Genomic DNA, 21,157 nt, shown 5'->3' on the forward strand with positions numbered 1-21,157 from the left:
CTTGCGTTGCGGCGCTGTCAATCGTAGTTTACGTTTACGTCAACCTACAAAAAAGACAACAGGGGTCGTTATGGATCAACCGAATCAGAGCTACAGCCGTGGCTCTCAGGACAAGACCTTGTTGGCCATGACGATCGGTCAGGCCTTCGATCACACGGTTGCGCAGTATCCCGATGGGGAAGCCTTGGTGGTGCGTCACCAGCAACGCCGCTACACCTGGCAGCAACTGGCGGAGACCGTCGACCTGCACGCCCGCGCGCTGCTGGCGTTGGGCCTGCAGCGCGGCGATCGCCTGGGCATCTGGGCGCCGAACTGCGCCGAGTGGTGCATCAGCCAGCTGGCCAGCGCCAAGCTCGGGGTGATCCTGGTTAATATCAATCCGGCCTATCGCAGCACTGAGCTGGAATACGTGCTCAAGCAATCCGGCTGCCAATGGCTGGTGTGTGCCGGTTCGTTCAAGACCTCCGATTACCACGCGATGTTGCAGGAATTGCTGCCCGAGCTGGCGGAGCAACCCGTCGGCCGCTTGAACTGCGAAAAACTGGCGGACCTGCGCGGCGTGATCAGCCTTGCGCCGCGCCCGCCCACGGGCTTTTTGCCCTGGTCGCAACTGGCGGCCCTTGGTGCGGGCATCCCGCCTGAGCGATTGAACGCGCGCCAAGCCAGCCTGCACTTCGACCAGGCCGTCAATATCCAGTACACCTCCGGCACCACCGGCTTCCCCAAGGGCGCCACCCTCAGTCATCTCAATATCCTCAACAACGGTTACATGGTCGGCGAAAGCCTGGGCTTGACCGCGCAGGACCGCCTGGTGATCCCCGTGCCGCTGTATCACTGTTTCGGCATGGTGATGGGCAACCTGGGCTGCATCACCCACGGCACCACCATGATTTACCCGAACGACGGCTTCGACCCGCTGCTGACCCTGGCCGCCGTCGCCGAAGAACGCGCCACCGCCCTGTACGGCGTGCCGACCATGTTTATCGCCATGCTCGACCATCCGCAACGCGGCGAGTTCGACCTGTCCAGCCTGCGCACCGGGATCATGGCCGGTGCCACCTGCCCGATCGAAGTGATGCGCCGGGTCATCGGCGAAATGCACATGAGCGAAGTGCAGATTGCCTACGGCATGACCGAAACCAGCCCGGTGTCCCTGCAGACCGGCCCCGATGACGACCTGGAGCGCCGCGTCACCACGGTCGGCCGCACCCAGCCGCAATTGGAAAGCAAGATCGTCGACCTCGCCGGTCACACCGTCGCGCGTGGCGAGATCGGTGAGCTGTGTACCCGTGGCTACAGCGTGATGCTCGGTTACTGGAACAACCCCGACGGCACCCGCGACGCAATCGACGACGCCGGCTGGATGCATACCGGTGACCTGGCGACCATGGACGAGCACGGCTACGTGTGCATCGTCGGGCGCAACAAGGACATGATCATTCGCGGTGGCGAGAACGTGTACCCGCGCGAGCTGGAAGAGTTTTTCTTCACGCACCCGGCGGTGGCCGATGTGCAGGTCATTGGTATTCCGGATGAGCGTTATGGCGAAGAGATTGTTGCCTGGGTCAAGTGTCACCCCGGGCATGTGGCCAGCGCGCTGGAGTTGCACACGTGGTGCAAGGGGCGTATCGCGCACTTCAAGACGCCCAAGCATTTCAAGTTCGTGGATGAATTCCCGATGACGGTCACCGGCAAGATCCAGAAATTCCGCATGCGCGAGATCTCGATCGAAGAGCTGCGAACGCAGTCTTAGTCGTTTCGCTGAAAACTTGTGGGGGTAGGGAGCAAGCCCCTCCCACAGTTTAAATTGCGTAATCCCAGACAGCACAAAGGGGACCCGAAGGTCCCCTTTAATTTGTTGTTACGTGCTCTTTTTTTATTATTGAGGGGCGGTCTATTGTTGTTTTTGGCAACCGTTACCCTTTACCGCTGTTTTTGGCGACCCCATCCAGGGTCAAGAGCAAACGTATTTTTTTGAGCGCTGATCTGCTTCTTCGTACACGATCCAACCAGTGGGTAGCTACCTGAGGTAGTTTTATTTTTCTCTATCCGGTTGCGGGTTTCGGCATGCCGTACCCTGCGAAGCACATCTTCTCCAAAAAAATCTGTTAGCTGCGTCTCTGCCGTGTTGTTTTTGTTATGTCAGAGTCGTTTCGTCTTATTTTTATTAGGTTTGGCGCTTTTTATTCTTGTTATGCCATAGAGATAGCAGAAGCCGTGCCAACTTTTAAAAATCGTTTAAAATCAATGAGTTGAGTTTTTTGTGGGAAATGCCCTACGGTAAACACGGGAAAATATGTTCCCGTGTTACTCGTCCGGCCGGCCTGCGGTAACACATTGTCACGGCTAAGTTACTCAACTGGCGTTACGCGCGCTGGCAACGCGCGAGCCGCTGGGCCGGCCGAGTACGTCGCTGATCTGCCGGCCCGCGAGAATCAAGCGCTCCAGGTCGATGCCGGTCTCGATCCCGAGGCCGTTGAGCAGGTACACCACATCTTCGGTGGCGACGTTACCGCTGGCGCCTTTGGCGTAGGGGCAACCGCCGAGGCCGGCGATAGAGCTGTCGAACACGTTGATCCCTTCCAGCAGGCTGGCGTAGACGTTGGCGACGGCCTGCCCATAGGTGTCATGGAAGTGCCCCGCCAACTTGTCCCGTGGCACGTGCGCGCCCACCACCTCGAACAGCCGGCGCGTGGCTCCCGCGGTGCCGGTGCCGATGGTGTCGCCCAGGGACACTTCATAGCAGCCCATGGCAAACAGCTCGCGGGCCACCGCCGCCACTTGTTCCGGGGCGACCGCGCCTTCGTAAGGGCAACCCAGCACGCAGGACACATAGCCGCGCACACTGACACCCTGCTGTTTGGCGGCCGCCATGATCGGCACGAATCGCTCCAGGCTTTCGCTGATCGAGCAGTTGATGTTGCGCTGCGAAAACGCCTCGGACGCCGCAGCAAACACCGCGACCTCCTTGACCCCGGCGGCCAGCGCATCTTCAAAGCCGCGCAGGTTTGGCGCCAGCGCGCCGTAGGTCACGCCGGGCTGGCGCTGGATCTGCGCAAAGACTTCGGCGGAACCGGCCATCTGCGGCACCCATTTGGGCGAAACAAAACTGCCGACTTCGATGTAGCTCAGGCCCGCGGCGCTGAGGGCATCCACCAACTGCACCTTGTCGGCCACGCTGATGGGTTGGGCTTCATTCTGCAAACCGTCGCGCGGGCCGACTTCGACCAGGCGCACGTGGGAGGGGAGGGACATGGCAACTACCTTATGATCAATGGCCAGCCTGGCCTTGGATGGTTTCGGCCAGGGCCTGGGTGCAGCGCTCTTCGGCGGTGTCCAGTTCCAGCTTCATTTGTTCGATGTCCAGTAACTGCTGCTCCAACTGTTCGCGACGCTCGGCGATTTTCACCAGCATGCTGTTGAGTTGGACATGGTTGCCGCTGGTGGGGTCGTAGAGTTCGATCAGTTCACGGCATTCGGCCAGGGAAAAACCGATGCGCTTGCCGCGCAGGATCAGCTTGAGGCTGACCTTGTCCCGCGCCGAGTAGATGCGTTCCTGGCCCCGGCGTTCCGGGGCCAGCAGGCCTTGTTCCTCATAGAAGCGAATGGCGCGGGTGGTGATGTCGAGCTCGCGGGCGAGGTCGGAAATGCTGTAGGTCGTGCTCATGAAGGCGCTCAAGAAAGTCTTGGCGCTAAGCTAATGTCAGGTTGACGTAAACGTCAAGGTCGATCATCAATCCCTGTAGGAGCGAGCTTGCTCGCGAAAAACGTCAACGCTAACGCGGTAGCCCTGATACCCAAAGGCGCCCTCGGGTTTTTCGCGAGCAAGCTCGCTCCTACACGGCGACAGGTTCAGGCTTGCAGCTTGTCGAGTTTCTTCTCGTGCGCCGTGACCTGCTGGCACAACTCGATCATTTGCTCGCGCATCCAGCGGTTGGCGGGGTCCTGGTCGGTGCTCTCGTGCCAGTACAGGTGGGTTTCCACCGGCGGCACGTCGTTGACCGGCAGGTTGAACCAGTGCAGTTCATGGCGGCGGGCGAAGCGCTCGGGCACGGTCATCACCATGTCGGTCTGTTGCAACACTTGCGAGGCCATCAGGTAATGCTGGGAGCGCAGGGCGATCTTGCGCTGGATGCCCATCTTGCCCAGGGCCAGGTCGACATGGCCCAGGCCGTTGCGGCGGCTGGAGATATGGATATGGGTCAGCGACAGGTAATCGTCCAGGGTGAACTTGTCCTTGCCCGCCATCGGATGGCCCTTGCGCATGGCGCACACGTAGCGGTCTTCCATCAGCTTGACGTGGCGCACCTGCGGGTCGGTGTTGAGCGGTGCGTCGACGGCAAAATCCAGGCGCCCGGCGGCCAGTTCCTTGGTGGTCTCACGGCGTTTGGACAGGAAACTCTCGATCACCACCGTCGGCGCCAGGCGACGCAAGCGCTGGAACAGCAGTGGCAGGATCACCGCTTCGGTCAAGTCGGTCATGCTGATGCGGTAGGTCTTGGCCGCCTGTTGCGGGTTGAAAATCCGGCTTTCCTGCACCGACACGCGCAGCAATGACAGTGCGTTGCGCACCGGGCCGATGATGTTCTGCGCCATCGGCGTGGGCACCATGCCTTGGGCGGTCCGCACGAACAGCGGGTCGTTGAAGGTCTCGCGCAGGCGTGCCAGAGCGTTGGACACCGCCGGTTGGGTGATGCCGACAATCTGCCCGGCACGGGTCAGGTTGGCTTCGGTGTAGATCGCGTCAAAGACGATAAACAGGTTGAGGTCGACCTTGCTCAGATTCATTTCGTTGCGCTCTTATTGTTAGGTGGCCATGCCCCGATCATATATCGGTGATGAATGTTAATACACGCCGAGAATAGGCTAGGTAAATTTTCAACGCTGTTCTAGCATCGATTGCATGACCTAAACAACCTCTCAAAGAAGGGAGCTGCTCATGGATTTCGCCTATTCGCCCAAGGTTCAGGAACTGCGTGAACGCGTCACTGCGTTCATGGACGCTTACGTTTACCCGGCCGAACCGGTGTTCGAACGCCAGGTCAGCGAAGGCGACCGCTGGCAGCCCACCGCGATCATGGAGGAGCTCAAAGCCAAGGCGAAAGCCGAAGGCCTGTGGAACCTGTTCCTGCCCGAATCCGAACTGGGCGCTGGCCTGACCAACCTTGAATACGCGCCGCTGGCGGAAATCATGGGCCGTTCGCTGCTGGGCCCGGAGCCGTTCAATTGCTCCGCCCCGGACACCGGCAACATGGAAGTGCTGGTGCGCTACGCCAACGCCGAACAGAAACAGCGCTGGCTCGAACCGCTGTTGCGCGGCGAGATCCGCTCGGCCTTCGCCATGACCGAGCCCGACGTGGCCTCCTCGGACGCGACCAACATGGCCGCCCGCGCCGAGCGCCAGGGCGACGAGTGGGTGATCAACGGCAAGAAATGGTGGACTTCCGGCGCCTGCGACCCGCGTTGCAAGATCCTGATTTTCATGGGCCTGAGCAATCCCGATGCGCCGCGCCACCAGCAGCACTCGATGATCCTGGTGCCGGTGGACGCCCCTGGCGTGAAAATCGTGCGCCCGCTGCCGGTGTTCGGTTACGACGATGCGCCCCACGGCCACGCCGAAGTGCTGTTCGACAACGTGCGCGTGCCGTATGAAAACGTCCTGCTGGGTGAAGGTCGCGGCTTTGAAATTGCTCAGGGGCGTCTTGGCCCGGGCCGCATTCACCACTGCATGCGCTCCATCGGCATGGCCGAACGCGCGCTGGAACTGATGTGCAAACGCGCCATCAGCCGCACCGCGTTCGGCAAACCGTTGGCGCGCCTGGGCGGCAATATCGACAAGATCGCCGACTCGCGCATGGAAATCGACATGGCACGCCTGCTGACCCTGAAAGCCGCCTACATGATGGACACCGTGGGTAACAAAGTGGCGAAAAGCGAAATCGCCCAGATCAAGGTGGTGGCGCCGAACGTGGCGTTGAAGGTGATCGACCGCGCGATCCAGATCCATGGCGGCGCCGGCGTCTCCAACGACTTCCCGTTGGCCTACATGTACGCCATGCAACGCACCCTGCGCCTGGCCGACGGCCCGGACGAAGTCCACCGTGCGGCGATCGGCAAGTTCGAGATCGGCAAGTATGTGCCTAAAGAGTTGATGCGCGGCGGGCAGTAACACCGCGTCGCCTGCCATCGCGGGCAAGCCCCCTCCCACAGTTGACCGAGTTGTGCATGAGAACGCGGTCTAGTGTGGGAGGGGGCTTGCCCGCGACGAGGCCCGTGCGAACAACACAAAACACAAACCTCAGTACACCCAAACCTCCACCCGCCGATTCTTGATCCGACCCTCATCCGCAGTATTCGCCGCCACCGGCATCTGCGCGCCAAACCCGCGGATATCGCGGAGCACTACGCCGCTCTTGACCAATTCCCGACGCACCGCCATCGCCCGCAGTTTGGACAACAGCGCCGCGCGTTGCGGGTCATTCTTGATATCGCCGAACCCTACCAGCGTCACCTGCTTGTCGAGCTTGCCGTGGCCTTTTATATACGCCACCACGCGCTGCACATCCTGGCGCGCCTTGTTGTCCAAGCTGGCGCTGCCTTCTTCGAAGCGGAAATTCACCGTCAGGCGCTGGGCCTCGCGGGCAATTGCCTGATAGTCCTCGGGCATGGACGGGCGTGGTTCCACGCTTATCGCCTGGACCCGCTGCGCGATAAACCCGTTGGCCGCCACGATCGCCTGGCCCTTGCTGCTCTGGGTGAAGTCCACCAGCGCCTTGGCCCACGGATTGTGCGAGGTCGGCGGTAGGTAAAAGAACAGGCGGCGCGACAGCGGGTAGTCCTCGGTGGCTATCAGGCTGTTCAGCGGCAGCATCGGTTGCGAGTCACCGTCGACGATCGCCACCGCCTTGGCCTGGCGCACATAGGGCAGGCCGATGAAACCGATGCCTTGCGGGTCCTGGCTCACCGCGTCCGACAGTTGCTCGCTGGCCTCGAACCGCTTGGCCGACGCGGCGAGGGGCTTGCCGCGACGGCTCAGGACCAGGTCCTTGAAAGTGTCATAGGTGCCCGACCGATCATCCCGCGCATATAAATGAATCGCCCCGCCGATGCCGCCGAGTGCTTCCCAGGTGCTGATTTCACCGTTGAAAATTTGCGCCAGTTGCTCGGTGTTCAGCGTATTCAGCGGGTTGCGCGGGTTGAGGATGATGGCCAGGCCGTCGATGGCGATCACCTGTTCGGCCTCGGGGCTTTTCAGGTCGCCCAGGGGTTCGAGGTCCACCAGTTCGCTGTCTTTGATCGGGCGGGAGGCGGCGGCGAGGTCGGCGCTGGCTTTGTGCAGCGCGGCAAAACCGGTGCTGGAACCATGGGCGTCGACCTCGATGGTCAGCGTCTTGCCCTGGCGGGTCTTGCCGATCACGCGCTGTTCATTGGCGCCTTCGGCGGGTTCAGCGTGGACCCCTTGCAGGCCCTGCTGCTCCATCAACCCTTTGACCAGCGCCGGGCCAAGCGCCGCGCCGATCGTGTTGGAGCCCTGGATGCGCAAGGCGGGGCCCTGATCGGGGATGGGCAGCGGCGCGCTAACGGCACTCAGGGGAAAAAGGGTCAGCAATAACAGAACGCGCAGGATCATGCCGGCACCGTCTCAAGGCAAAGGGAGTGCCGCGAGATTAAGTCAGTTGGGTTTCAGTAATATGACTGTCACTCAACCGTAAAAATGTGAGAGCGGGCTTGCTCCCACATTGTTTAAGCGTGCCGTCCGTGAAGTCAGCTCAATTCCAGCCAGATCGGTGCATGGTCCGAGGGTTTTTCCAGGCCGCGCAGTTCGTAGTCCACCCCAGCATCCTTGACCCTGGGCAGCAAGCCGTTGGACGCCAGGATCACATCGATACGCAGGCCACGCTTGGGTTCATCTTCAAACCCGCGACTGCGGTAGTCGAACCAGCTGAAGCGGTCGGTCACGTCGGGGTTGAGGTGGCGGAAGCTGTCCACCAGGCCCCAGTTCTTCAGGCGGGCCATCCACTCGCGCTCCTCCGGCAGGAAGCTGCACTTGCCGGTTTTCAGCCAGCGCTTGGCATTGTCGGGGCCAATGCCGATGTCGCAGTCTTCCGGGGAAATATTCACATCGCCCATCACCACCAGCGCCTGGTCGTTGCTGAACTGGCTTTCCAGCAACTGTTGCAGGTCTGCGTAGAAGCGCTGCTTGGCCGGGAACTTGGTGGGGTGGTCGCGGCTTTCGCCTTGGGGGAAATAGCCGTTCATGATGGTGATCGGGTTGCCTTGCGCATCGGCGAAGGTGCCCCAGATAAAGCGGCGCTGGGCGTCTTCTTCATCGCTGGCAAAGCCTTTGTGTACGCTCAGCGCTTCCTGGCGCGAGAGCAGGGCCACGCCGTAGTGGCCTTTCTGGCCGTGGTAGTACACGTGATACCCCAGGGCCTGCACTTCGGCCAGCGGGAACTGGTCGTCGTGGACCTTGGTTTCCTGCAGGCCGATCACATCGGGTTGATGCTTTTCAATCAGCGCCGCCAACTGATGCGGGCGAGCCCGTAGCCCGTTGATATTGAAAGAGACGATTTTCATGGTCGGCTGTCCAGTCTGGCAAAAGGGCGATGCTAGCCGACAAGTCGGACGGGGGCCAGCGTGGCGGTAGGACGGATGCGCTGCTAATGTCTGGGAACGACTCGCGCTGCGTAAGTTCGTACCCATAAGAACGCCGTCTTTTGAATGGCGCCCAGGGAGATTCACTGTATGTCTGACACTTCAACTGCGATTGCCGAAATCCGCCTGCTCAATAGCGACTATTCCAGCGAAGCGCGCTCCCTGCTGTACCAGGCTTATCGCCATGAGCCGACGTTCGCCTACATCTTCGAAGCTGAGCGGCCGGGGTATGAGCAGCGGGTCCGTGCCACCGTGCGCGAGTTGGTCAAGCAGCATTTCTTCCAGAAGCTTCCCGCCATCGGCCTGTTCGTCGACGACCGACTGATCGGCGTTGCGTTGATCGCGCCACCCCAGCGGCGCCTGGGCATCACCGAGAGCTGGGCGTGGCAATTGCGCATGTGGTTGAGCACCGGTGTGCGGGGGACGCGGCGTTACCTGGATTATCACCAGGCGGTGCTGGCGTGCCTGCCCAGCGATTCGGTGCATGTGTTGCCGTTGCTGGGTATTCACCCGCAATTCCAGGGCAAGCACTTCGGTGAGCAACTGCTCGGCGCGGTACACAACTGGTGCGCCGAGGACCCGCATTCGTCCGGTGTGGTGCTCGATACCGGCAACTCGCGTTACCTGGAGTTCTACAAGCGTCAGGGTTATGAGGAAATCGGCGAAGTTGCTGTAGGACCGATCCTGGAGCATGTGTTTTTTCATGCCAATCCACAGCCGTTACAGGCTGTAACGACTTGAGTCAGGATTTTCAGATAAATCTGAGTTCAAAGAGTCTCTCCAGCTCGTGTAGCATCCGCGCCTATGAAGTTTCCAGGAAGATTTACCAGCGGCTTGATTCTGCTGTTCACAAGCTGCGGCGCTTTGGCGCAAAGCGAACTGGACGTGCGAGTCAAACCCTCAAACGACGCGTTGAAAGCCAACATCGAAGGCTACATCGGCGGGGTAGGCGATCGCGATGAAGAAGCGTTGCTGCGCTTCAGCCGTGGCGCCGAAGAGCAGGCGCGCAAAGCGGCCCAGGCCTTGGGCTTCTATCAGCCGCAGATCAGCAGTGATGTGCAGGGCGGCAAGAACCCGCGCCTGACCCTGACCATCGAGCCCGGCGAACCGGTGCATTTGCGCGACGTGACCATTCGGGTCGACGGCCCGGCCGCCGCCCTCAAAGCCTTTCGTGTGCCTGCCAGCCGCGACCTTGAATCCGGTGCCGTGCTCAACCACGGCCATTACGAAGACGCCAAGCGTCTGATCCAGAACCAGGCCTCGCGCTACGGCTTTTTCAATGGGCGCTTTACCCGCCAGACCCTGTCGGTCGACCCCAAGGCGGGCGTCGCCGATATCGAACTGGTGTATGACAGCGGCCCGCGCTACACCTTGGGCAAGGTCAATTTTGCCGGCGATACGCCGTTCGATGAGGAACTGTTGCAACGCATGGTGCCGTTCAAAAACGGCGCGCCCTACGATTCCGAACTGATTGCCGAGTTGAACCAGAACCTGCAAGCCAGCGGCTTTTTCGAGGGCGTGCGGGTGGACGCCGCGCCGGCTGCGTCGGCCAACGATGTGATCCCGGTCGCGGTGCAACTGGAAACCCGCAAGCCACGCACCATGGGCCTGGGCCTCGGCTTTTCCACCGACGTCGGCCCGCGCGGCAAAGCCAACTGGACGCGCCACTGGGTCAATCCGCAGGGCCACAGTTATGGCTGGGAAGCCGAATTGTCGGCGCCACGGCAGAACGTCGGCCTGTGGTACGACATCCCGCTCGACCCACCGCTTACCGACAAACTGCGTTTTGCCGGCGGCTACCAGAATGAAGAACTGGCCAACACCGACACCCTGAGTAAATTGCTCACCCTCGGCCCGGAATGGCACAGCAAGTTGCCCAGCGGCTGGACCCGGGTGGTCTCCCTCAAGTGGCAGCGTGAAGAGTATCGCCTGGGCGATGACTCGGGCCTGAGCAACCTGTTGATGCCGGGGCTCAGCTATTCCTATTTGCGCAGCGACAACCGCATCGATCCCCACCACGGCTATCGCCTGCAATTCGACACCAAGCTGGCCAAGGAAGGCTTCGGCTCCGACACCAACCTGCTTTACGGCACGGCCATGGTCAAAGGCCTGACCACCGTGTGGGACAAGCACCGCTTCCTCGCGCGGGCGCAGATCGGCGGCAGCGCCACCAACGGCTACAAGTCGGTGCCGCCGTCGCTGCGTTTCTTTGCCGGTGGCGACCAGAGCGTGCGTGGTTACGAGTACCAGACCCTGTCGCCGGAGAACGACCGTGGCGACCGCATCGGTGGCCGCTACATGGTGGCCTTGAGCGCCGAGTATCAATATTCCATCGCCGAAAAATGGCGGATCGCGACCTTTATCGACCAGGGCAACTCCTTCAACACCCTGGAAATGCCAAGCCTGAAAACCGGCGTGGGCGTCGGCCTGCGCTGGGTGTCGCCCGTCGGGCCGATTCGCCTCGACCTGGCCCATGCCCTGGAAGACCCGGGCGGTATCCGTTTGCACTTTTCCATGGGGCCTGAGCTGTGATGCGTGGTTTGAAAATAGCCGGGCTGGCTGCCGTTGCCCTCCTGGCCGTGGTGTTGCTGGCGCTGTGGACCGTACTCGGAACCCAGGCGGGCAGCCGTTGGGCGTTGGGCCAGGTGCCGGGCTTGAGCGTGGATAATTTCCAGGGCCGTTTGGGCGGCCAATGGAGTGCCGAGCATCTGCTGTGGCAGCAGGGCAGTGACCGTGTCGAGCTCAACGCGCCGACGTTCGACTGGTCGCCGGCCTGCCTGCTGCGCCTGACGCTGTGCATTGACCGGTTGGCGGTGGATCAAGTCAGCCTGCAATTTGCGCCGAGCACGGAGCCGAGCAGCGGGCCGATCCAGCTGCCGGCGCTGAAGTTGCCGGTTGCGCTCCAGTTGGGCGACGTTCGCGTCGGCAGCCTGCTGTTTAACGGCAGTGAGGAACTCAAGGGTATGCAACTGGCGGCGCATTGGACCGCCGCGGGCCTGCAGATCGATTCCGTGCATCTGCAACGCGATGATCTGGTGCTGGACCTGTCCGGGCTACTCCAACCCAGCGGTGACTGGCCGTTGACCGCCAGCGGCAACCTGAGCCTGCCTTACGCCCCCGGCGGCGCGCCGTGGACGGTGGCGTTCAGGGCCGATGGCGACCTGCTCAAGACCCTCAAGCTCGACGCCGACAGCAGCGGCTACCTGCCGGCCAAGCTCAGCGGCGAGTTGCAGCCGCTGGTGGAAAACCTGCCGGCACAGCTGCACATCACCGCCGACGCCTTCAAACCCAGCGCCGATTTGCCTGACACCCTGCAACTCAATCAACTTGACCTCACCGCCAAAGGCGACCTGGACAGCGGTTACCAATTGCTCGGCAAAGCCGTACTGCCCGCAGAAAAGGGCCCGGTGGACTTACTGCTGCAAGGTAAGGTCGATGCCAAGGGCGCGCAGATCGCCGGCCTGGATCTGAGTGCCGGTGACAAACAAAGCTTGAAACTCACGGCACAGCTGGACTGGCAGCAGGGCTTCAGCGCCGATGCGAAAATCGATTGGCTGGACTTTCCCTGGCATCGCCTCTACCCCTTGATTGACGAGCCGCAAGTCACCTTGCGCACCTTCAATGGTGAAATTTTCTATAAAGACGGCAACTACCTCGGCAACCTCAAGGCCGACCTCGATGGCCCCGCGGGCAAATTCAACGTGGTCACGCCGTTCAGCGGCGACCTCAAACAAGTGTTCCTGCCCGAGCTGAAACTGACCGCTGGCCAAGGCAAGGCCGAAGGCCACCTCAACCTGCAGTTCGCCGACGGCCTCGCCTGGGACACGGCGCTCGACCTGTCGGCGCTGAACCCGGCGTACTGGGTCGCAGAGTTGCCGGGCACGCTGGCCGGACCGCTGCGCAGCAAAGGCGAGTTCAAGAACCAGCAGCTCAAACTGAGCGCCGACCTCGGCCTCAAGGGCCGTCTGCGCGGGCAGCCCGCCGTATTGGCCGCCAAGGCCGAAGGCGCGGGTGAGCAATGGACCCTGGCCAACCTGGATATCCGCCTGGGCGACAACCGCATCAACGGCAGCGGCAGCCTGCAACAACGCCTGGCCGGGCAGATCGATATCAAACTGACGCGGCTGGCCCAGCTGTGGCCGCAGTTACGCGGGCAGGTCAATGGCCGACTCGATGTGGCCGGTAGCCTCAAAGCGCCTCAAGGCAAACTCGACCTCAAGGGCCAGCAACTGGCGTTTGCCGACAATCGCCTGCAAAGCCTGAGCCTCGACGCCACGCTCGATAACGCCCAGCGCGCGAAGATCGACCTCAAGGGCAGCGGCATCCAAAGCGGCGACACCCAAGTCGGCACCCTGACAGCCAGCGCCCAGGGCGATGTCAGGCAACAGAAGGTCCAGTTGGATCTGGCCGGCCCACTGGTCAAGCTGGCCCTGGCCCTGGATGGCAACCTCGACCAAGGCAACTGGCGCGGACGCCTGGCCAGCGGTGACGTGCAGGCCGGCGGCCAGGACTGGAAGCTGCAGGCCCCGGCGAAAATCGAGCGCCTGGCCGATGGCAGGCTGACCTTCGCCGCCCACTGCTGGGTCGCGGGCCCGGCCAGCCTGTGTGCTGAAGATCAGCGCCTGATGCCTGAACCGAAGCTGCGTTACCACCTCAAGCAATTCCCCATCGATAGCCTGGCGGCCTGGTTGCCCAAGGACTTCGCCTGGCAGGGCACGCTCAACGCCGACGTACAGCTCGACCTGCCGGCCAGCGGCCCCAAAGGCGTGATCGCAGTGGATGCCAGTGGCGGCACGTTGCGCGTCAAGGACAAGCACCAGTGGCTGGATTTCCCCTACGACACGCTGCAATTGGACGCCACCCTCAACCCCAAGCGCATCGACACCCAGCTCAACTTCCAGGGCGGCAAGCTCGGTGAGTTGCGGTTGCAGGCACAGATCAACCCGCTGGCGAAAAACAAGCCGATCACCGGTACTTTCAGCCTCACCGGTCTGGACCTCACCGTGGCGCGGCCGTTTGTGCCGATGGTGGAAAAACTCAACGGCAAGCTCAACGGCAATGGCCGCATCTCCGGTGGCCTGCTGGCGCCGCTGGTCAACGGCAGCATGAACCTGGTGGGCGGCGAGATTTCCGGGGCGGAACTGCCCATCAGCCTCGAAGGCTTGAACGTACAGGCGCTGATTGCCGGCGAAAGCGTGCAACTCGATGGCAGCTGGCACAGCGGCAAGGCCGGGCAGGGCAGCCTCAAGGGCCACATCGACTGGGGCCGCGCCCTGGCGGTCGACCTCAGCCTGCAAGGCGCGCACCTGCCGGTCACCGTCGAACCTTACGCGGTGCTGGAAGTTGCGCCCGACCTGAAGATCAGCCTGAAGAACGACAAGCTCGCGATCGCCGGCAAGGTGCAGATCCCGCGGGGTGACATCACCGTGCGCGAACTGCCGCCGTCGACGGTCAAGGTCTCCGATGACACGGTGATCGTCGGCAGCCAGACCGAAGAGGGTAAGCCGCCGATGGCAATGGCGATGGATATCGACGTGGCGGTGGGTGAGGACCAGCTCAACTTCTCGGGCTTCGGCCTCACCGCCAAGGTGCAGGGGCATGTGCATATCGGCGACAACCTGGACACCCGCGGCGAGCTGTGGCTCAACGACGGCCGCTACCGTGCCTACGGCCAGAAGCTGGATGTGCGCCGTGCGCGTTTGCTGTTCGCCGGGCCGCTCGACCAGCCTTATCTGGATATCGAAGCGATCCGCAAGACCGGCGATGTCGTCGCTGGTATCCGCCTGAGCGGCAGCGCCGAACAGCCCACTACGCAGATCTTCTCCGAGCCGGCCATGAGCCAGGAGCAGGCGCTGTCCTACCTGGTGCTCGGCCGTCCGCTGAGCACCACCGGTGAAGACAACAATATGCTCGCCCAAGCCGCCCTGGGCCTGGGCTTGATGGGCAGTGCCGGTGTGACCTCGGACATTGCCAAGGACCTCGGCATCCAGGATTTCGAGCTCGACACCCAAGGCAGCGGCACCAACACCGCCGTGGTCGCCAGCGGCAAGATCTCGGAGAAGCTCAGCCTGCGTTATGGGGTCGGGGTGTTCGAACCGGCCAGCACCATTGCCTTGCGTTACCTGTTGAGCAAGAAGGTGTACCTGGAAGTGGCCAGTGGGGTGGCCAGTTCGTTGGATATTTTCTACAAGCGCGATTTCTAGCGCCGGACTCGGTAAAAAAGTGGGAGCGGGTGCCTGCGCTCGCATATACCAAGCAAGCTAATCATTTCATTTGACATTAGCTGCCTAAGCAGTAATATCTCGTCACACATTCGCTGCCTAGGCAGTAATAAGGTGACTTCCGATGAAACACTTCACCCCGGACAACTTCCACAACTGCCGCCTCGGGCTGTTGCTGGGCCGTGCGGCGATCCTTAAAGACAAAATCATCGACATCCATATGGAACCGCACGGCATCACCGCCGCGCAGTTCAAGGTGTTGATCATCATGGCGCAGTTCGGTGTCGACACCCCGGCGGAGCTGTGTCGCCACCTGTCCCTGGACAGCGGTTCGATGACCCGCATGCTCGATCGCCTGGAACAAAAAGGCCTGCTTGATCGCAAGCGGTCGGCGCTGGACCGTCGCCAAGTGCAACTGGTGTTGACCGACGACGGCCAGCGCCTGGCGGACAGGCTGCCGTACATCGGCGCCGAGGCGTTGAACCAGTTGGCCAGCGCACTGGAGCCGGGTGAATTGCAAACCCTGGAAAAGATCCTCATGAAAATGCTGATAGCTGCCGGTGATCCGATCACCCTGCAGCGGGTAGGTAAAGCATGAACACACGTGCCCTTTGCCTGGTGCTGACGGCCATGAGCATGGCCGGTTGCGCCAATTTCAGCGGCCTCGACACCCAGGGCCAACGCCTCGACGCGAACACCCTGCAGACCGGTAAGTCGTTGACCGGCGTGACCCTGTCGAGCGCCGCCTGGCCCAGCGCCGACTGGTGGAAAAGCCTCGGCGATCCGCAGCTCGACGGTTTGATCCAGGAAGCCCTGCAAAACAGTCCCGACATGCAAGTGGCCAGCGCCCGTGCCCACCAGGCCGAAGCCGCCGCCTATGCCGCCAACGCCGCACGCCTGCCGACCCTGGACGCCAGCGCCGGTGTGAGCCGTTCGCGCCTGGCCAGGGACAAGGACCCGCTGGGGCAGGGCGATGCCTACTCGACGGTGCGAAACATCGGCGCCAGCTTCAACTACAACTTCGACCTCTGGGGCGGCCAGCGTGCTGCCTGGGAAGCCGCGTTGGGCCAGGCCCGCGCCGCCGAAGTCGACCAGCAGGCCGCGCGCCTGACCCTGGCGGCCGATGTGGCCAAGGCCTACAGCGACCTGGGCCAGGCGCATATCGTGCGGGACCTGGCCAATGACGACCTCAAGCGCACCCGGCAAATGCTCAGCCTGAGCCAGCGCCGCCTGAACTCGGGCATCGACAGCCGGTACCAGTACCAGCAGACCGAAAGCCTGGAAGCCAGCTCCCAGTCGCAACTGATCGATGCGGAAAAACAACTGCAGAGCGCGAAAATCGCCCTGGCGGTATTGCTCGGCAAAGGCCCGGACCGCGGCAACGAACTGGCGCGCCCGGCGGTGCTCAAGCCCAGCGTCGTCGCCGTGCCCTCGGTGCTGCCCGCCGAACTGCTGGGCCGGCGCCCGGACCTGATCGCCGCACGTTGGCGGGTGGAAGCGGCGAGCAAGAACATCGCCGCCGGCAAGGCCAGCTTCTACCCCAACCTCAACCTGAGCGCGAGCGCCGGGGCCGAGTCGTTGCTGGGGGATGCGATGTTCGGTTCGGCCAGCCGCTTCTTCAACATTGCGCCGACGATTTCGCTGCCGATTTTTGATGGCGGCCGCCTGCGCGCCAACCTCGATGCGCGCGATGCCGACTATGACCTGGCCGTGGCCCAGTACAACAAAACCCTGGTGCAAGCCCTCGGCGATATCGGCAACAGCCTTTCACAACTGCGCGAAACCGGTCGGCAAATCCAGGCCCAGCAACACGCCGCGGACATTGCCCAGCAGTCCTACGACACCGCGATGCAGCGTTACAGCTCCGGGATCGGCAACTACCTGGACGTGCTCAGCATCGAGCAGCAATTGCTGCAGGCCCAGCGTCAGCTGGCGACCTTGAACGCCGCGCAAATCGATCTGTCGATCCAATTGATGCAAGCCCTGGGTGGCGGCTACGACGCCGCAAATGTGGCATCGACCACCCCAGCTACACGCACGGAATAATTTGAGGTAACTGACATGGCCACTGCCGAAAGCAACAACGCAACGGGAACGCCCGATAACAACCCGCGCAAACGCAAAGTCATGCTGGTCGGCCTGGTGCTGATCGTCATCCTCGGCGTGGTCGGCGTGTGGGGTTGGTATGAACTCTACGGCCGCTTCAATGAAAGCACCGACGACGCCTACGTGAACGGCAACGTGGTGGAAATCACCCCGCTGGTCACCGGCACCGTGGTCAGCATCGGCGCCGACGATGGCGACCTGGTCCACGAAGGCCAGGTGCTGATCAACTTCGACCCCAACGACGCGGCGGTCGGCCTGCAAAGTGCGCAGGCCAACCTGGCCCGCACCGTGCGCCAGGTGCGGGGCTTGTACAGCAACGTCGACGGGATGAAAGCCCAGGTCAATGCGCAGAAAGCCGACGTGCAAACTGCCGAGGACAACTACAACCGGCGTAAGACCCTGGCCCAGGGCGGGGCGATTTCCCAGGAAGAACTGTCCCACGCCCGTGACAGCCTGACCGCGGCCAAGAATGCCCTGACCAACCTTGAGCAGCAGCTCAAAAGCAGCAACGCCCTGGTCGACGACACGGTGATCTCGTCCCATCCGGACGTGCAAGCCGCCGCCGCGCAACTGCGCCAGGCGTACCTGGCCAATGCGCGCAGCACCCTGATCGCCCCCGTCACCGGCTATGTGGCCAAGCGCACCGTGCAACTGGGCCAGCGCGTGCAGCCGGGGACGGCGTTGATGGCGGTGATCCCGCTGAACCAGCTGTGGATCGACGCCAACTTCAAGGAAACCCAACTGCGCAATATGCGTATCGGCCAACCGGTGGACATCGAAGCGGACATTTACGGCAGCGATGTGAAGTTCAGCGGCACCATCGACAGCCTCGGCGCCGGCACCGGCAGCGCGTTTGCCTTGCTGCCTGCGCAGAACGCCACCGGCAACTGGATCAAGATCGTGCAACGGGTGCCGGTACGCATCCACGTCAATGCCGAAGAACTGGCCAAACACCCCCTGCGGGTGGGCTTGAGCACGGTGGTCAACGTCGACCTGCACGACCGCAGCGGCCCGGTACTGGCGCAACAGGCACCCCAAAAGGCCTCGTTCACCACCAACGTGTATGACCGCCAGTTGGCCGAAGCCGATGCCATGATCACCCAGTTGATTCATGACAACAGCCTCGCCGCGCCCAAGGCTGTGCAACGCTGATGAGCCATAACGCGTCCTTCTCGCCACCCAGCTTGGTGATGGCCACGATTGGCCTGTCGCTGGCGACCTTCATGCAGGTGCTCGATACCACGATCGCCAACGTGGCGTTGCCGACCATTTCCGGCAACCTTGGCGTGAGTTCTGAGCAGGGCACCTGGGTGATCACCTCGTTTGCGGTGAGCAACGCCATTGCCCTGCCGCTGACCGGCTGGTTGAGCCGGCGCTTCGGCGAGGTGAAGCTGTTTCTCTGGGCCACCGTGCTGTTTGTGCTGGCCTCGTTTCTCTGCGGTATTTCCACGTCGATGCCCGAGCTGATCGGCTTTCGGGTGTTGCAAGGCCTGGTGGCGGGGCCGTTGTACCCGATGACCCAAACGTTGCTGATCGCGGTCTACCCGCCGGCGAGGCGCGGCATGGCCCTGGCACTGCTGGCGATGGTCACGGTGGTGGCGCCGATTGCCGGTCCCATCCTCGGCGGCTGGATCACCGACAGCTACAGCTGGCCGTGGATCTTCTTCATCAACGTGCCCATCGGCATCTTTGCGGTGATGGTGGTGCGTTCGCAGTTGAAGAAACGCCCGGTGGTCACCAGCTACCAGCCGATGGACTATGTGGGGTTGTTGAGCTTGATCGTCGGGGTCGGCGCGTTGCAGATCATCCTCGACAAGGGCAACGACCTGGACTGGTTCGAATCCAACTTCATCATCGTGGGGGCGGCGATTTCGGTGATTGCCCTGGCGGTGTTCATCATCTGGGAGATGACCGACAAACACCCAGTGGTCAACCTGCGGCTGTTCGCCTACCGCAACTTCCGCATCGGCACCATCGTGCTGGTCCTCGGCTACGCGGGCTTCTTCGGCATCAACCTGATCCTGCCGCAGTGGCTGCAAACCCAGATGGGCTACACCGCGACCTGGGCCGGCCTGGCCGTGGCGCCGATCGGTATTCTGCCGGTGCTGATGTCGCCGTTTGTCGGCAAGTACGCGCACCGATTCGACCTGCGCGTCCTGGCGGGCCTGGCGTTCCTGGCGATTGGCTTGAGCTGCTTCATGCGCGCCAGCTTCACCAATGAGGTGGACTTCCAGCACATCGCCCTGGTGCAGCTGTTCATGGGCATCGGCGTGGCGCTGTTCTTCATGCCGACCTTGAGCATCCTGATGTCCGACCTGCCGCCGCACCAGATCGCCGACGGCGCCGGCCTGGCGACGTTCCTGCGGACCCTGGGCGGCAGCTTCGCGGCCTCGCTGACCACCTGGATCTGGATTCGCCGCGCGGACCAGCACCATGCGTACATGAGCGAGAACATGACCACCTACGACGCGGCGACCCGCGATGCGTTGAATGCGTTGGGCGGCGCGGGGCAAAAGGCCTACGCCCAACTCGAGCAGATCCTCACCAGCCAGGCGTACATGATGTCCACCGTGGATTACTTCACGTTGCTGGGGTGGATGTTCATGGGCTTGATGCTGCTGGTGTGGCTGGCCAAACCGCCGTTTACCGCGAAGGCGGGGCCGGCTGCATCAGGGCACTGATCAACCAGTGCTGAAATGGAATCAAATGTGGGAGGGGGCTTGCCCCCGATAGCGGTGTATCAGTCAACCTATTTGAAGCTGACCCACTGCCATCGGGGGCAAGCCCCCTCCCACATTTGATCAGGCGCCCGGCAGTGCCAGTTGCGGATTGACGAAGTCAAACGCCGCCAGCTGAAACCCTTGCTCATCCACCTGCAATGCCCAGCCTTGCTTGTCCCAATCCCCCAGCACAATACGCTTGGCCGCCTGCTCGCCGATCTGCAACTTATGAATGGCGGGGCGGTGCGTATGGCCGTGGACCAGGGTACGCACACCGAACTGCTGCATCACCCGCGGCACTTCCTCGGGGGTGACGTCGACAATGTCGTTGGCTTTCATCCGCGTCTGCGCCCGGCTTTCGTTGCGCAGCTTGCGCGCCAGTTTGTGGCGGGTGCGCAAGGGCAGGTGACGCAGGATAAACAGCACAATCGGGTTGCGCAGGATGCGCCGCAGCTTCATATAACCGACGTCGCGGGTGCAGAGGCTGTCGCCGTGCATCAGCAGCACGGGCTCGCCGGCGAGTTGCACGACGCTCGGGTCCTTGAGCAGCTTGGCGCCTGCGGCTTTGCAGAACGTCTTGCCGATCAGGAAGTCGCGGTTGCCGTGCATGATGAAAATCGCGGTGCCGCTGTCGCTCAGTTCGCGCAGGGCCGCGCAAATCGAGCGCTGGAAAGGGGTGATCCCATCGTCGCCAACCCAGGCTTCAAAGAAGTCCCCGAGGATGTACAACGCCTGGGCGCCACGGGCGCGGCCGTGGAGTAAATCCAGAAACGCCCGGGTAATGTCCGGGCGTTCCTCTTCCAGATGCAAGTCTGAAATCAGCAATATCACTCAATGATCTCGGCTTTCTCGATGATCACGTCGTCTGCTGGCACGTCTTGGTGGCCGGCTTTGCTGGTGGTGGCAACGCCTTTGATCTTGTCGACGACGTCAGTGCCTTCGGTGACTTTACCGAACACCGCGTAGCCCCAGCCCTGCACGTTCTTGCCGCTGTGGTTGAGGAAGGCGTTGTCGGCGACGTTGATGAAGAACTGCGCGGAGGCCGAATGCGGCTCCATGGTACGGGCCATGGCGACGGTGTATTTGTCGTTGGAAAGGCCGTTGTCCGCTTCGTTCTGGATGCTTGGGCGCTTGTCTTTCTTTTCTTTCATGCCAGGCTCGAAACCGCCGCCCTGGACCATGAAGTTGCCGATGACACGGTGGAAAACGGTGTTTTCGTAGTGGCCGGCTTTCACGTATTCAATGAAGTTGGCGACGGTGATCGGCGCTTTCTCGGCGTTCAGCTCGATGACGATGTCACCGTGGTTGGTGGTCAGTTTGACTTGAGTCATGTGTACTACTCTTTTCAGGGAATTCGTGGGTTCGGGCGCTGTGCGCCTGACCTGTTTGGCTAAACGTTGGCCAAGACGCGCAGTTTAGCGTGCCCTGCGGGAATTTCGAGGTGGTTTTTTACCG

Annotated in this window: 16 protein-coding genes; 9 read left to right on the forward strand and 7 right to left on the reverse strand. The window is 62.1% G+C overall.

Translation table 11 applies throughout. The features are described from left to right. The first annotated feature begins 70 nt into the window (after positions 1–70). A complete protein-coding gene (locus ACVWZP_RS01480; protein WP_261755177.1) occupies positions 71–1,753 on the forward strand; it encodes an AMP-binding protein in 1,683 nt (560 codons plus the stop codon). Between the two features lie 602 nt (positions 1,754–2,355). Here the strand turns inward: ACVWZP_RS01480 and ACVWZP_RS01485 are convergent. From ACVWZP_RS01485 to ACVWZP_RS01495, 3 genes are all read right to left on the reverse strand, one after another. After that, positions 2,356–3,255, reverse strand: coding sequence for a hydroxymethylglutaryl-CoA lyase (locus ACVWZP_RS01485; RefSeq protein WP_457369309.1), 900 nt, complete (start codon positions 3,253–3,255; stop codon positions 2,356–2,358). Positions 3,256–3,271: 16 nt separating this feature from the next. Continuing rightward, positions 3,272–3,667, reverse strand: a complete 396-nt coding sequence (locus ACVWZP_RS01490) for a MerR family transcriptional regulator (RefSeq protein WP_017848109.1) — start codon at positions 3,665–3,667, stop codon at positions 3,272–3,274. A gap of 185 nt (positions 3,668–3,852) precedes the next feature. Beyond that, the gene (locus ACVWZP_RS01495; RefSeq protein WP_017848108.1) at positions 3,853–4,788 is read right to left on the reverse strand and encodes a LysR family transcriptional regulator; all 936 of its coding nucleotides are present in this window, start codon (positions 4,786–4,788) and stop codon (positions 3,853–3,855) included. A 151-nt stretch (positions 4,789–4,939) separates the two neighbouring features. Here ACVWZP_RS01495 and ACVWZP_RS01500 point away from each other — a divergent pair, with 151 nt between their 5' ends. After that, positions 4,940–6,169, forward strand: coding sequence for an acyl-CoA dehydrogenase (locus tag ACVWZP_RS01500; RefSeq protein WP_017848107.1), 1,230 nt, complete (start codon positions 4,940–4,942; stop codon positions 6,167–6,169). Positions 6,170–6,298: 129 nt separating this feature from the next. Here ACVWZP_RS01500 and ACVWZP_RS01505 read toward each other — a convergent pair whose 3' ends face one another. Both ACVWZP_RS01505 and xthA read right to left on the reverse strand, forming a co-directional pair. Beyond that, on the reverse strand, positions 6,299–7,630 hold the full coding sequence (locus ACVWZP_RS01505) for a substrate-binding domain-containing protein (RefSeq protein ID WP_046484977.1): 1,332 nt from the start codon (positions 7,628–7,630) through the stop codon (positions 6,299–6,301). Positions 7,631–7,764: 134 nt separating this feature from the next. After that, positions 7,765–8,577 carry an exodeoxyribonuclease III gene (xthA, locus tag ACVWZP_RS01510; RefSeq protein WP_046382874.1) on the reverse strand — a complete coding sequence of 271 codons (813 nt, stop codon included), beginning with the start codon at positions 8,575–8,577 and terminating at the stop codon, positions 7,765–7,767. 168 nt (positions 8,578–8,745) lie between these two features. Here xthA and ACVWZP_RS01515 point away from each other — a divergent pair, with 168 nt between their 5' ends. The 7 genes from ACVWZP_RS01515 to ACVWZP_RS01545 all read left to right on the forward strand — a co-directional run bounded on the left by ACVWZP_RS01515 (position 8,746) and on the right by ACVWZP_RS01545 (position 19,663). Beyond that, on the forward strand, positions 8,746–9,396 hold the full coding sequence (locus tag ACVWZP_RS01515) for a GNAT family N-acetyltransferase (RefSeq protein ID WP_017848104.1): 651 nt from the start codon (positions 8,746–8,748) through the stop codon (positions 9,394–9,396). Positions 9,397–9,459: 63 nt separating this feature from the next. Next, complete coding sequence (locus ACVWZP_RS01520) at positions 9,460–11,187, forward strand: autotransporter assembly complex protein TamA (RefSeq protein ID WP_017848103.1); 1,728 nt, start codon at positions 9,460–9,462, stop codon at positions 11,185–11,187. Beyond that, a complete protein-coding gene (locus ACVWZP_RS01525; RefSeq protein WP_079444213.1) occupies positions 11,187–14,858 on the forward strand; it encodes a translocation/assembly module TamB domain-containing protein in 3,672 nt (1,223 codons plus the stop codon). Before ACVWZP_RS01520 ends, ACVWZP_RS01525 begins: the two co-directional genes overlap by 1 nt. Before the next feature lie 142 nt (positions 14,859–15,000). Next, the gene (locus tag ACVWZP_RS01530) at positions 15,001–15,474 is read left to right on the forward strand and encodes a MarR family winged helix-turn-helix transcriptional regulator (RefSeq protein ID WP_046382876.1); all 474 of its coding nucleotides are present in this window, start codon (positions 15,001–15,003) and stop codon (positions 15,472–15,474) included. After that, positions 15,471–16,922 carry an efflux transporter outer membrane subunit gene (locus ACVWZP_RS01535; protein ID WP_457369310.1) on the forward strand — a complete coding sequence of 484 codons (1,452 nt, stop codon included), beginning with the start codon at positions 15,471–15,473 and terminating at the stop codon, positions 16,920–16,922. Before ACVWZP_RS01530 ends, ACVWZP_RS01535 begins: the two co-directional genes overlap by 4 nt. 15 nt (positions 16,923–16,937) lie before the next feature. Further along, entirely contained in the window at positions 16,938–18,134 is a 1,197-nt protein-coding gene (locus ACVWZP_RS01540; RefSeq protein ID WP_046382878.1) for an HlyD family secretion protein, read from the forward strand. Then, entirely contained in the window at positions 18,134–19,663 is a 1,530-nt protein-coding gene (locus tag ACVWZP_RS01545) for a DHA2 family efflux MFS transporter permease subunit (protein ID WP_457369311.1), read from the forward strand. Before ACVWZP_RS01540 ends, ACVWZP_RS01545 begins: the two co-directional genes overlap by 1 nt. 120 nt (positions 19,664–19,783) lie before the next feature. Here the strand turns inward: ACVWZP_RS01545 and lpxH are convergent, their stop codons facing one another. Both lpxH and ACVWZP_RS01555 read right to left on the reverse strand, forming a co-directional pair. Beyond that, positions 19,784–20,533, reverse strand: a complete 750-nt coding sequence (lpxH, locus tag ACVWZP_RS01550; protein ID WP_046382880.1) for a UDP-2,3-diacylglucosamine diphosphatase — start codon at positions 20,531–20,533, stop codon at positions 19,784–19,786. After that, positions 20,530–21,033 carry a peptidylprolyl isomerase gene (locus ACVWZP_RS01555; RefSeq protein WP_017848096.1) on the reverse strand — a complete coding sequence of 168 codons (504 nt, stop codon included), beginning with the start codon at positions 21,031–21,033 and terminating at the stop codon, positions 20,530–20,532. The genes lpxH and ACVWZP_RS01555 overlap by 4 nt, the downstream gene beginning before the upstream one ends. Positions 21,034–21,157 lie beyond the last annotated feature (124 nt).

It is taken from the genome of Pseudomonas sp. TE36184 (assembly GCF_054060055.1).

Coding starts and splice junctions, on each gene's coding strand:
- ACVWZP_RS01480 (WP_261755177.1), top strand. CDS start 71: ATGGATCAACCGAATCAGAGCTACAGCCGTGGCTCTCAGGACAAGACC.
- ACVWZP_RS01485 (WP_457369309.1), bottom strand. CDS start 3,255: ATGTCCCTCCCCTCCCACGTGCGCCTGGTCGAAGTCGGCCCGCGCGAC.
- ACVWZP_RS01490 (WP_017848109.1), bottom strand. CDS start 3,667: ATGAGCACGACCTACAGCATTTCCGACCTCGCCCGCGAGCTCGACATC.
- ACVWZP_RS01495 (WP_017848108.1), bottom strand. CDS start 4,788: ATGAATCTGAGCAAGGTCGACCTCAACCTGTTTATCGTCTTTGACGCG.
- ACVWZP_RS01500 (WP_017848107.1), top strand. CDS start 4,940: ATGGATTTCGCCTATTCGCCCAAGGTTCAGGAACTGCGTGAACGCGTC.
- ACVWZP_RS01505 (WP_046484977.1), bottom strand. CDS start 7,630: ATGATCCTGCGCGTTCTGTTATTGCTGACCCTTTTTCCCCTGAGTGCC.
- xthA (WP_046382874.1), bottom strand. CDS start 8,577: ATGAAAATCGTCTCTTTCAATATCAACGGGCTACGGGCTCGCCCGCAT.
- ACVWZP_RS01515 (WP_017848104.1), top strand. CDS start 8,746: ATGTCTGACACTTCAACTGCGATTGCCGAAATCCGCCTGCTCAATAGC.
- ACVWZP_RS01520 (WP_017848103.1), top strand. CDS start 9,460: ATGAAGTTTCCAGGAAGATTTACCAGCGGCTTGATTCTGCTGTTCACA.
- ACVWZP_RS01525 (WP_079444213.1), top strand. CDS start 11,187: ATGCGTGGTTTGAAAATAGCCGGGCTGGCTGCCGTTGCCCTCCTGGCC.
- ACVWZP_RS01530 (WP_046382876.1), top strand. CDS start 15,001: ATGAAACACTTCACCCCGGACAACTTCCACAACTGCCGCCTCGGGCTG.
- ACVWZP_RS01535 (WP_457369310.1), top strand. CDS start 15,471: ATGAACACACGTGCCCTTTGCCTGGTGCTGACGGCCATGAGCATGGCC.
- ACVWZP_RS01540 (WP_046382878.1), top strand. CDS start 16,938: ATGGCCACTGCCGAAAGCAACAACGCAACGGGAACGCCCGATAACAAC.
- ACVWZP_RS01545 (WP_457369311.1), top strand. CDS start 18,134: ATGAGCCATAACGCGTCCTTCTCGCCACCCAGCTTGGTGATGGCCACG.
- ACVWZP_RS01555 (WP_017848096.1), bottom strand. CDS start 21,033: ATGACTCAAGTCAAACTGACCACCAACCACGGTGACATCGTCATCGAG.